The following is an 11,569-nucleotide window of genomic DNA, read 5'->3' as shown; positions in this document are numbered from 1 at the left end:
ACTTACTCCCGGAATTCTTGTGGCTTGTCTGCTAATAGTATTTGTAAGGGCGTTACCAGCGTGTGTAGCAAGTACGCCTTCAGCAGCTTCTAAGCGGGGCAGTTATTAGGTTCTGTCCTTGAACACCTGGGGCACCAGGATTAATCCCTGAAGCTACAATCCCAGTAAGAACCAGTTATGTCTGCTACCTTATCGGCTGTAGCATTGCCAGTTGTAACATCATAGTAAGGCTTATCACCCGTTACAAAACTACCCGCTTGTCCAAAGGTACGCGATGTAAACTGTCCTGGCTTCGTATCCAACAAGAGTTTTGCAATTCCTCCTGATATCGGTCTTAATGGTGCAATTGCAGGAAACCTTTTTATGTCTTGGTCCAGACCATCCATCCATTGTTCATATGCGCTTAATGGCTTGATAGTCTTAGTCTTACCAGTTGCCGCTCTATACGTGCCTATGGCATCACGGTTACCTTGGGTCGCCTGTGTAAACGTGGAGTTTTCAATAAAGCCAGGACCAATTATCAGGGATGGAGGCAGCTTGAGACGATTTTTCTCACGTTCAGCCGCCTGTCGTTGCATCTCTTGACCTGCATAACTCAATCCTCTATTAACAAAGTCCTGTACACCCGGACTTGTTAGAGCGCTCTTTACATTGTCTAATAACGTAGGAGGTGAAATATCGGCAGTACGATTTCGCACAGCCGCGAATTCACTTTCAGGATTACTACCACCAATATTGGGATTACTCACGCGAGCCAATACCCTAGCTTTGGCATCTGCTCCTTGTTTTTTTCGATTTCGCACTGCGTCAAATTCGCTTGCCATATAATCCACCTCAATACCATTTATTTCTATCCCAGAATGCTAATGCTTTTTCGGGTGTGCCGTATCGGTCTTTAATATATTGAACTCCTGCTAATGCTTGTTGCGTTGGGTCGTTCCAGTTCATACTATTGCCGCCATAAGACTTGCGGGTACCATCCAAAAACTGAAAAAGCCCACGGGCTGTGGACTTCGGATTTTTGGCATTTGGATTAAAACTCGATTCCCGAGCCACCAATTCAAGCGTAGGTTGTAGCCAGCTTTGCGGCAGTCCTTTTTGTTGGAGTGCAGACGCAACAGCAGAGCTAGTAACAGAGTAATTACGTGGATTTGCTGTTGCGTCTTTAGTTGCTTTGTAGTAGTTTTTGTAGGCCCCGGAGCCACCGGGGCTAGTCAGTTTCCCGGGTATAGCTTTTTGAAGTCATCAATTTCCTTCTTACTCATTCCTAATGAGGAAAGTACTTGGCGTGTTTCTGCGTCTGAAAGACCAGCATCAACAACATTCTGGAACATTTGTTGACGTTGTGTTGTATCTGTGGTTATCTTTGTTCCCTCTTTAACACTATCGCCATCTGCGTTTTTACCATACACAGGAACCGAATACAGGCCCTTCATGCTCTCCAGCACTTGGTTAGCTGTTAGGCCTCCCTTAGCACCTGATGGATTGGATTGACGATAATCCAAATCAGCCCATTGACGATCATTATCGTCCGCTTGAAGCGCAAGTGTAGCTTGACGGTATGCAACTTGGTTTTGCTCTTGTAAGCTTTGCAACGCGTAAGTCATACCAAACTGCTGAACGTCTTGGTCAAACTTCATCTTCCATTGTTGATCTGTGATAGCGTCCCTTGCCTTCTGATACGCAAACTGTTGGGCTTGGAATGTTTGTGGCGCGTTTGGATTAGCCGCCTGTCGATACAGACCCTGCCAATCACTCTGCGGTGTAACCAACTTTCCACTCAACTCACTAACAGCAGTAGCAGCTTGTTGATTCGCTTGTCGGTTTTGTAGATCCATCTGCTGTCCTTGGAGTGTACGAATACTAGGGCTTACTATACGCGCTGTATTGTAATTCACATTTGCTCCGTACTTGCTTGGATCAATACCCAATGCTGACAACTGTGCCCGGATACCGTCTGCTTGCTTCGTCAGGCTGGCACGTTGCTCTGCTGTGACGCCCTTTGTTTCTGCCTGCTGTTTGAGTGACAATAACTGATCAATTGCCTGTCGGCCTTCTGCCGGCAGATAGTTGCCCGTAAGCTGCGCTTCTGTGATCGGGTTCTGGAAATACTCCTGGTTTTGCAAGCCATACAAATTAGTAAGGGCGCCCATTTTATCTCGCTGAACTCCATAATTGAGCTGTTGAAGTTGTAAATCACGATTGGCCGCATCCTGATACCGTGCATATGACTGCTGCATGAGTTGCGGTACCAGTGTATTTGCTAGGCTCGACATGGTGTTGTCTGCAACCTGATTAGCGACCAACTCGCTATAAGACGATTTACCTTGACCATTTGCCCTCAAACGAGCGTTAGTATCAGCCTGCTCTGTCGCTATATTTCGTTTAGCCTCTGCGAGACTAGATGTATACGATGGATCATCCTGTGGATTATAACTCCACGGGTCAGGAGCTTTATACTGGAACGTTGGCTGGTTGTTTATCATGTCATTCATCCGTTGTAGCGTTTGTTCCGTTTGTCGTTGTATTGGTGTATACGTGGCCTGTGGTGAGCTCTGTACACCGGTAGCAGCCTGCACCATTGGACTTGGAGAAGATGTAGGCTGATTAGGAACCTTTACTGGTGCGCTGGTAGGCTTTAAGCTGTTCCATACATTATTAAATCCCTGTTGTGTCGTCATGGCAGATCCATTGTTAACAGAACCAGCTTTCAGAAAGTTCTTCCCATCTACTGTTACATATCCATTGCTGTATCCAATTCGGCTATTGTTCACGCCTTTGTTATTAAGAGCTTGTCGGATACCGTAATTATTGGTGGTTGCCATTTCGCACCTCCGTTTCTGAGCATGAAAAAAGGACTCTCAATTGAGGGTCCTTGGTAATTATTTATTTACGATAGTTTTTATATTTAGCGAGATTTTCCTCAATCTCAGCTATTTTCGCTTTGTACTCATCTATTTTTTTGTTATTTTCCTCTATAAGTCCCTGCGTGTGTACTAAAGATTTTTTTCTTGATTCTTGAGTAATAGGGTCATTACTGGCTGGTAGATTTGATAGTTCATCAATTCTTTTTTTGAGTTTAACTTGACTGTCTTCTACGTCACTCAGCGATCTTCCCCAAAAAGATTTATCTGATTCAGAGTAGATAATAAGTTTTTCGGATTTGCTTTTTTCATTTAATTGGGTTTGCGCTATATCACTACTATTCGTTATTTTAGGTGTTTCAGTAGTATTCCCCGCAGTTATTTCAACTGTTTTTCCTTCCACCTTTAAACTTGCTCCCAAGGAGTCGGTTACAGCTCTCAAAGGTACATGCGCTTTTCCGTCAACGACGATGGCATTTTCGACGAGCGAATTACCATTCACCTTGACCGCATATTCCCCTGCTACCTTTTCTCCGATTAAAGATTGGACTTGATCTGCAAATGAGCTACCAGCTGTAGCAACAACTACACCTATCAATATGCCACTAAGTAAATACGACCATTTTTTCAAGAATCATACCCCCTACATAGTATATATGTCCTAATATTACCATCGGTAGGAGGTGCAGTAAACATTATGTTGTCGAACTAGTACCAGCAGGAATGTTTACTGTAGCAACTGTTCTTGTCTGACTAAATAACTTCAGGTTACGACTTGCCGGGTCAAATGCCGCATTCACGATTAATCCATTTACTAGTTCTCCACGAAGTTCTCCAATGGAATTTTCCAAATCAGAAAGTTTATCTCTCAGCCCTTCTATATATCCCATCATCAATCCACTTACTTCTGTTGCATTTTCAAAACTAACTGCACCATCTAAATAAGTCTTATCATCGATAGATTTAATATGAACACTAGCCATATTACCCATATGAAATCCTTCCGAGTCTCCAAAAATACTACCTCGTGGTGATCCATCGTCCATAAACAAAAGCGCCCCACCTTCACTGGACTGTCCGAGCGACAAAGCTTCTCCACCACGTGAATTATAGCCTGTGAGCCCATCAGGTGTTAAGGTTACCATTGGGAATCGGTCTTCTGAAGTAGCGATATAAGCGCCATAGATTTCCCCCGCTGTGATTTTACCCATATCGGCTGTCACCGCGTTGGCTTGAATCTTTTCCGAGGTAATTGCTCCGGCCTGAATCTTATCAGCAGACACCGATCCAGCCTGTAAATTCTTTGTCTGTATACTATTTGCCCGAATGTTATTGGCATCCAAGTTGCCATTGATTATAAACTCCAAATCCTTTGCCATTTTCGCTACGGTGTTGGCAAGGTCTTTAACGTATAGCAGCAACTGTCCTAAATCTTGTGTATCCGGCGGCCCACTTAAACGTGGGCTGTCACTCCATGTCGCCATGCTAAACCTCCTAATAAAGCGGCAACTGCCGTACTTGTCTTGTGAACTCGTGGATTCGTGCCCAGCCAGAACCAGAGAACCTAACACGAGTCCAGTTTTCTCGTGTGAACTTTGCTACTGGAATAATAACCCTTCGAACTTGAGGGGCACCGCTACCAGAAATAGAGTTGACCAATGTCCAATCATTCGCGGATATGGATGGTGAAACGTGTATATCCATGTTGCCGGACAATTCCACAACTACCCATAGCTTATACCAACGTTGTTTCTGAGCGATTGTACCGCCGTTAAACGGCTTTGTTGTCGCACTCCAAGCAATAGCATTTCCGGCATCTGTTTGACCTTCTAAACGCAATACGCGGCCCTGCGCATCGCCCACGTAAAGTTTGTTCTGCATCTGAATAAAATGGACAGCTTGAATACCACGCCATAAGCTCCACGCCTGAATACCTGAACGCGGATCATACACCAGCAACTTGTCTCCCGGGATATTGAATAGCATCCGCGTACCGTCCGTCCCCGCCGCGCTCTGGTCTGTTACACCGTCTAAATAAGTTCCTATGATATCTGAGAAACTTTTGCTTGGAAGCGTACCGCCGCCGTAGTCGTATATGCCTGTCTTATGCATGAAGCGAAGGAATCCTTCCTGAGTCACTGTAGCCTTATTTGCCACTGGCCCCATATCCTCAGTAATCAACTTCGTGTTGAAATCTGAAGGCAAGCCGCCATACAACTCATGCAGGCTATTTGGCATTCCTATAGTGAGTTTGGTCAAACTCCCCGTAAGCATACTTATTTGTTCGCCGCGTGATGATTCCATTTGCCTACGGTAACTTCCTTCTTCGGTTAAGAAGCTATCCCACACAGTTGGGTTGTCCGGCTTGGAAGCCCATAATTCCTTACCTACTGCACACCACAATCGATTTTGGTAGGTGGTAATGTACTTGCCGCTGGCAGGCGATGAACCGCCAAGCCACTGCACGCTACCGCCGTCATATCGGCGCATAGCATCCACGCCATTACATCCGATCATGTTTACACGATCAAGGTTGCCTTGAAAATTAGTGAAAGTCCATTCAGCCGATGTGTTCAGGCCGCTTACAAGTGTAGCCCAGTCTGAGCCGTTCCAGCGCCGCCATGTGCCATCGTTGAACACGACATGAAGCTCTCGCCCTTCCCACACTCCCATGCCTAACACTCTATTACCCGCTTGTCCAATGACCGCATAACCTGGGCGCGTTGTAATAGCAGGATAATCACTGGTTGTCATGTTTTGCATGTCGGTCAGAAACCGCTCGTCAATGGACAGTGGATCATAAGTGTTCAACCCTCGAAACTCGCGGATAGAAACAGGTGAAAGGATTCCCGGCAATGGTTGATAGTTGGGGCTGTCATATTGAATAGGCTTCACTTTACAACACCTGCCTGATGGTTCTGAGCAGCTACATTCCACGCAGCTTTATACTGCGCCTCATAATTTGCTGCTTTAACGCTGTCGTCCTGACTGTTGGCGATATACGCAGCCAGCGCCGGGATATACGTCCAGTGATATTCTTCTGGTGCGTCTGGAGGTACATTAAGAGCCGTAGATAAGAACGTTGTTGTAGCGATCCGATAGTAGCGCAAAAAGCCTCTTAGGTCAGCATAAGGGGCTGGATAGATCGATATGGTTTTGGTTGTGTCGTCGTATGAAAATGAGTTTTGGTACGGTGTTACATCCTCATGATCCAGACTACGGTATTGTGATGGTCCAATCAGCAACAGGTCTATGTTCTTCTGCCTGACGTCTGGTGGCAATGTGAAGTCTATCTGCCCAGCCACGCAACCAAACTGTATCACCTTTGGGATCTTGACCACATTGAAGAAATCTTGGTTCAAAGCGCTCAGCCACAAGACCTTATCCGCTATCGTCACCTCGTTCGGTACCAGAATGTCCGATTCTGCAATAATTTCAAGTATGTTCATTGTAATCCTCCATAGTTGAGGTAATTCTCTAAGACAGCTAGAGGTTGACGCTATGAATTTAGAATTGTTATCAAGACCTCACCTCACTACTTATCTTCAATATTATGTTCATTATGATATTTAAATTGTGGTATAATCTACCTGTTATAAACAACAAGAAAAGGATTGATAATAAGATGAACGCATCAAGACGAATTGAGTGGCTTGATATTGCCAAGGGCATTGCGATTATTCTCGTAGTAATTGGTCACTCCCCTGCTACACCAGAAATGAAAAGTATAATTTACGCCTTCCATATCCCACTTTTCTTCTTCCTATCTGGTTTTGTCTTCAACCCCCAAAAAAATAATGACACCCCAAAGTTTATCTTTCATAAGATTAAAATATTAGCGGTGCCATATTTTGTATTTTCCTTGATAGGATACCTAATATACATATTGTGGGAGAAGGATGTGTTTAGCACCAATTTCTCCACCTATGCAATTATCAAAGGTTTTATAATTGCATCAGCAACTACAATGAAGATTGATACAGTATTATGGTTCTTGCCCTGCTTATTTATTGTTCAGCTGCTTTTTCATTTTATTACGAAAATTAGCATCAACCAAACCTACCTAGTAATAATCATTATTGCATCTTCAATTTTAGGGCATTACTACAGCGAACTATCTAAGGTTAGATTACCTTGGTTTATTGACGCTTCTTTTACCGCTTTGGTCTTTTTTGGGGTTGGATTCATATTTAAAACCCACAACGACTTTATTGAAAAAAGAATTTCTCGATACAATACAGAAATTCTGATAGGTTCAGCTTTATTGCTATATATCTTCTCTAAACTTAATTCGAAGTTATCTAGTGTAGACATGTTTGGCCTAGTGTATCACAACTACTTTTATTACTACTTAGCTGCTTTTTTTGGCATTATTTTTTGTATTGTTATCTCGAAAATTATTAATCAATCAAAGTCATTATCTTTTATTGGTAAAACCACAATACTAATATTTGCATTCCACTCACACATGTTTGTTATTTTGAATTTCTTTCTCGGATCTATTAGAACCGAATTTAATTTAACATTTGTAGTTACAAGTTCACTGAAATGGTCAATGTTATATACCTCTCTCAGTATTATTTTATTGATCCCAATAATTATTATTGTCAATATAATTTCAACTGCGGTAAAAAATAAGCGAGTAAAAGCTCTGTCCCTACAACAAGAACCGACACTGTTATAGTAATTACAATTGTAGCACTTTGGATCTTTTCACAACCTGTGGTTGCTGTTGTTGGCGTTATCGGAATATCAATTGATTTGAAACAATATTAAATGTTTCTTTCACTCGTCAACCTTGTCATGTTAGTGAAGTTTCCAAAGTGCTACTAACACATCGTTATCAATGTTTCACCTCCAGCGCAATTAAGCTTCGAAGTTAATCAGGGCTTGTACTTCTGCCTTCCAACGCAACGGGACATCATCAATAGTCTTTAGATCCTTCTTAATTAGATCGCAATAAACTTTAACCACAATTAAGCACCTCCTGTGATCATTTCAGCAAGCTCAGCAAGCGCCGATTGAGTCTCCGTCTTATTAGCCTCCTGAGTTTCAGCTAGTTCAGCCAGAGCAAGTTTAAGTGTAGTATTTTCTTCCCGAAGCAATTCGATTTCAGATGGTTGAGTATTAAAAAGCGACTTCTGTCTATCGTATTCTTCTTGAGTAATAAAGCCATTAGAAAGCAATTCCTCCAGCGTAGGGGTATAAATAACTCCGTCAACCACTCTACTCAGCGGCCATAGATCCTCAGGAATATTTGCAATCCTGTACAAATCATGGTTCATGAATATTCTCCTTTCTACTGATGAGCAACGAAAGTAAGTTGAAATAACCGAGATTACCAGATGGTATTACGCCTCCGTCAGCTTTGATACTCGCTTTATTTGTAGTGTCGGATAAAAATTCCGCGTCATACACAGGTCTATATCCAATAGGAAGTATAAATGCAGGCTGTGCTGCCGTTCCACTTCTCACACCGTAAAAATGAATGGTCACAACCTTATTATTCTTTACTATCTTAGGCCGTAAGTCACCCGTCCACCCATTCAGCCATGTACCTTCCGTAAAAACAGAAGCCTTTCCATCTTCTACCCATGCACTCCAGATTGATCCGTTACCATCGCGCGTAATTTTCTGCACTCCCGCAACGCCGGAATCAGCACTGCTAACATAGAGCGTCTGCACAACATAATCTGCCCCCTTAAACACTACCATTACGGCATCACTGCTCTTTGCAAAGCTCGGGTAATTTGGATAACTTCCAGATAATCTGTATACAGCATTATTATTAATTGTATTTAGTCCTGTGCCCGATGCTAATGTACCTCTATAAAACATGGCCACTTCCTGAGACACCTTATCTGCCAATTGCGTAGCAATTGTTGCACCCAACTCATTGACCTTCGCTTGCGCCCCTGCAGGCGTCTCCGCACCAGCAGCCACAGCAGCCACAGCTGAAACATCCTTTTCCAACTCAGTGATACGGGTATCTGTGTAATTCTTAGATGCTGTTTCTGCTGCGTCCGCTTTGGCCTGAGCACCCGTTTTTGTTTCGCCAGTATTGCGTACAAAATCTGCATCTGCACCACTCATAAGCCCAGATGAACCATTTACAACAGCATCAGGAATAATGTCTGTTCCTCCTGTGATATGAGATGAAGCATGCGGCCCCGGTGTAGCTTCGCCTGTTGCCGTAATCATAACCTTTTTGGCAGCAGGATCAGTCGTAACGGTGATACCTGTACCGCCAGCAAAGTTAATCGTCTCCTGCTTGGAACCAGCAGTAACATCAGCCTGTCCTGGTGCTTTAAACGTAGAAAAGGCGTTTTGGTTCACTTCTGCGCCTGACTCAATACCATCTAGCTTTGTTTTATCCGCAGCAGACATAAGACCTTTTGTGTCTGACGTAGCTACTGTCGTTTCAGCTTTGGCGTTCCACGCAGCCTTTTCAGCATCAGTTACGAATCGATTGGCAGTATCTTGTGCGATGATGGACGGCGGATGCGTAGCTGGATGCACGTAATTATTTGCACCATCCTCTATTCCATCCAGTTTGGTTTTATCCGCAGCAGATTCAAAACCCGGTGTTGTCGGTGTTGCGTTCGGGTGCGTGTGGTTGCCTGGAGCCTTACTGTTCCAGTTATCCTTATCAGTTTGAGTGACGTGGATAGTCGTATTCTGGGAAAATACCGATTTTGTGATTCTTGGATTCGACAAACAGATAGAACAGTTGATAAGAGAATTGTCCGAAGTTTCCGACGGGGAGCTTTATTTCCCAAACCATGTTAAGGACATAATAAGAGAAAAATTTAAACCCCTAAAAAAGGAATATTATGATGTACCGCTAGACTTAGAACCTATTGGATTGATAGGTCTTCTCGGTAACTTCCCAGTAACAACAGAATTCAAACAGGATTTACTGGATGTTCTTAAAGATGTAAAAGTGTCACTGGAGCCTCATAAAAATTATGAACCAGAGATCATCGCAGCTCACCACGACGGTGAAGAGTGGACAGTGGAAGAACTGGAGGAGATAGAACGTTTCAAGGAATTTGTAAGGTCAAAACGAAAGGGCAGATGATATGGCAACATACGAGGTGCTTCTCAATGAGGCTCACAAACACAGCATAGAAGTATACGAAATGCCAATGCTGCCCGGAAATAAAGGCTTATATGCCGATGGGATTGTATGGGTAAATAAGTATGTCCCCACTACTGTAGGGAAAGCCTGTATCCTTGCTGAAGAGATTGGCCATTACCACACCAGTGCTGGTAACATCCTTAATCTGAAAGACATACGTAACCGTAAGCAGGAGCTGCGCGCCAGGCAATGGGCTTACCAGTGTATGATTCCTCTGGATCGCATTGTACAAGCCCACCATGCCCGTATATCGGGTAGGTATGACCTGGCTGAATACTTGGGCGTCACTGAGGAATTCTTACAGGCTGCTATTGATCGATTCACGGAGAAATACGGCCTGTCTGTAAAGGCTGATGATCGGCATGTTATTGTGTTTGATCCGCTTGGCGTGCTTGAAATCATGTAATCCGCTTGACGTCCTTGAAGCTATGGTAACTTTGCGCTTTCCAGCCGCAGGGCTGTTTACATATACACAAAAATAGAACATATGTTTGGAGCGATGGAATACAATGCCGATTTACAAAGATGAGAAACGCAACACTTACTATTTCAAGGTGAGGTACAAGGATGTTTATGGGCGCCCTGATCAGAAACTTAAGCGAGGGTTTAAGAGACGCCGTGACGCTGTTTTAGCTGAAGCAGAATTTTTGGCAAGTGTTAAGAGTAAATTTTCGGATGATGTCACTTTTGATGAACTCTTTGAACACAATATTAAACATACAAAACTCAAAGATAAAACAATCCGACGACGCACAAACGAGTATAATCACCATATTAAACCGAAATTCGGGCGCATCAAGATCAAAAACACCACTTTAGAGCAAGTCCTAGAGTTTAAAACCCATTTGGAGACATCAATGGAATCCCTCAATAGCGCTCGAACCGTCTACAGTAATTTTAAAGTGCTAGTCAATCACGCCATAAAATTTTTCGGGTTAAAAGTTGATCCCACTCTAGCGGCTGGTTCAATTCAGCGAGTGCGACCAAATATTAATTTCATAAGACGCGCGGATTTTGACCATCGGGTTAACGGTCTAGAGCATCTACACTACCAGGAGTTGGCTAGATTACTGTTTTACACGGGGTTACGAGTAGGAGAAGGACTTGCACTAAAGTGGTCAGATATGAATTTTGAGGAGAACCTACTTCATGTAAACAAAACAATTGATATAGCCACACGTAAGATCACTACAACCAAAACTAAGGGTAGTGTAGGTTACGTTCCGTTTCCTGCCTTTATAGGCGAAATGCTGGAGCACATAAAAAAAGAATCCGCAGAGAAAATCTACGGATTCAATAATGATATGTTTGTATTCGGTATAGTGGCCCCATACCACTATTCACACTTTCGCAAACATTTTAAACGCATTTTTCCTGAACTGCGAATTCATGACTTGCGTCACAGCTACGCATCTTACCTGATTAACAAAGGTGTAGATATCTATCTCGTAAAGGAACTGATGCGACACGACGACATCAAGCAAACAGCCAACACCTACGGGCACCTTTACGTCGAAAGAAAACGTGAAGCAATGAGCGTATTCGACTAATCGGTATCATTTCG

At 43.3% G+C, this 11,569-nt stretch carries 14 protein-coding genes; 4 read left to right on the top strand and 10 right to left on the bottom strand.

Translation table 11 applies throughout. The annotated features are described in order from the left end of the window. Positions 1–140 precede the first annotated feature (140 nt). From MKY35_RS07980 to MKY35_RS07950, 7 genes are all read right to left on the bottom strand, one after another. Positions 141–749, bottom strand: a complete 609-nt coding sequence (locus tag MKY35_RS07980) for a hypothetical protein (protein WP_342446072.1) — start codon at positions 747–749, stop codon at positions 141–143. Positions 750–834: 85 nt separating this feature from the next. Beyond that, the gene (locus MKY35_RS07975) at positions 835–1,059 is read right to left on the bottom strand and encodes a lytic transglycosylase domain-containing protein (RefSeq protein WP_342446071.1); all 225 of its coding nucleotides are present in this window, start codon (positions 1,057–1,059) and stop codon (positions 835–837) included. 155 nt (positions 1,060–1,214) lie between these two features. Next, on the bottom strand, positions 1,215–2,825 hold the full coding sequence (locus MKY35_RS07970; protein WP_342446070.1) for a hypothetical protein: 1,611 nt from the start codon (positions 2,823–2,825) through the stop codon (positions 1,215–1,217). 61 nt (positions 2,826–2,886) lie between these two features. Beyond that, positions 2,887–3,495, bottom strand: coding sequence for a 2,' 3'-cyclic nucleotide 2'-phosphodiesterase (locus tag MKY35_RS07965; protein ID WP_342446069.1), 609 nt, complete (start codon positions 3,493–3,495; stop codon positions 2,887–2,889). 64 nt (positions 3,496–3,559) lie between these two features. Then, the gene (locus MKY35_RS07960; RefSeq protein WP_342446068.1) at positions 3,560–4,348 is read right to left on the bottom strand and encodes a hypothetical protein; all 789 of its coding nucleotides are present in this window, start codon (positions 4,346–4,348) and stop codon (positions 3,560–3,562) included. 10 nt (positions 4,349–4,358) lie between these two features. Next, positions 4,359–5,759 carry a hypothetical protein gene (locus MKY35_RS07955; RefSeq protein ID WP_342446067.1) on the bottom strand — a complete coding sequence of 467 codons (1,401 nt, stop codon included), beginning with the start codon at positions 5,757–5,759 and terminating at the stop codon, positions 4,359–4,361. Then, a complete protein-coding gene (locus tag MKY35_RS07950) occupies positions 5,756–6,313 on the bottom strand; it encodes a hypothetical protein (RefSeq protein ID WP_342446066.1) in 558 nt (185 codons plus the stop codon). Before MKY35_RS07950 ends, MKY35_RS07955 begins: the two co-directional genes overlap by 4 nt. A 176-nt stretch (positions 6,314–6,489) precedes the next feature. Here MKY35_RS07950 and MKY35_RS07945 point away from each other — a divergent pair, with 176 nt between their 5' ends. Continuing rightward, complete coding sequence (locus MKY35_RS07945) at positions 6,490–7,548, top strand: acyltransferase family protein (RefSeq protein WP_342446065.1); 1,059 nt, start codon at positions 6,490–6,492, stop codon at positions 7,546–7,548. Between the two features lie 182 nt (positions 7,549–7,730). Here MKY35_RS07945 and MKY35_RS07940 read toward each other — a convergent pair whose 3' ends face one another. From MKY35_RS07940 to MKY35_RS07930, 3 genes are read right to left on the bottom strand one after another with little or no spacing between them, the layout of a single operon-like run. Next, positions 7,731–7,838: a CD1375 family protein gene (locus tag MKY35_RS07940; protein ID WP_342446064.1), complete on the bottom strand. Its 108-nt coding sequence runs from the start codon at positions 7,836–7,838 to the stop codon at positions 7,731–7,733. Positions 7,839–7,840: 2 nt separating this feature from the next. Continuing rightward, a complete protein-coding gene (locus MKY35_RS07935; protein WP_342446063.1) occupies positions 7,841–8,149 on the bottom strand; it encodes a hypothetical protein in 309 nt (102 codons plus the stop codon). Next, positions 8,139–9,581, bottom strand: coding sequence for a hypothetical protein (locus MKY35_RS07930; protein ID WP_342446062.1), 1,443 nt, complete (start codon positions 9,579–9,581; stop codon positions 8,139–8,141). Before MKY35_RS07930 ends, MKY35_RS07935 begins: the two co-directional genes overlap by 11 nt. On the opposite strand from MKY35_RS07930, the gene MKY35_RS07925 reads away from it, so the two are divergent. The 3 genes from MKY35_RS07925 to MKY35_RS07915 all read left to right on the top strand — a co-directional run bounded on the left by MKY35_RS07925 (position 9,562) and on the right by MKY35_RS07915 (position 11,555). Then, complete coding sequence (locus MKY35_RS07925) at positions 9,562–9,945, top strand: XRE family transcriptional regulator (RefSeq protein ID WP_342446061.1); 384 nt, start codon at positions 9,562–9,564, stop codon at positions 9,943–9,945. The genes MKY35_RS07930 and MKY35_RS07925 overlap by 20 nt on opposite strands. Before the next feature lies 1 nt (position 9,946). Continuing rightward, positions 9,947–10,411, top strand: coding sequence for an ImmA/IrrE family metallo-endopeptidase (locus MKY35_RS07920; protein ID WP_342446060.1), 465 nt, complete (start codon positions 9,947–9,949; stop codon positions 10,409–10,411). A gap of 103 nt (positions 10,412–10,514) precedes the next feature. Next, positions 10,515–11,555, top strand: a complete 1,041-nt coding sequence (locus MKY35_RS07915) for a tyrosine-type recombinase/integrase (protein WP_342446059.1) — start codon at positions 10,515–10,517, stop codon at positions 11,553–11,555. The last annotated feature ends 14 nt before the right edge of the window (positions 11,556–11,569 follow it).

This window comes from Paenibacillus sp. FSL L8-0638, from assembly GCF_038593075.1.
GTDB lineage: Bacteria > Bacillota > Bacilli > Paenibacillales > Paenibacillaceae > Paenibacillus > Paenibacillus polymyxa_D.
This window is presented reverse-complemented; position numbering and strand designations above follow the sequence as displayed.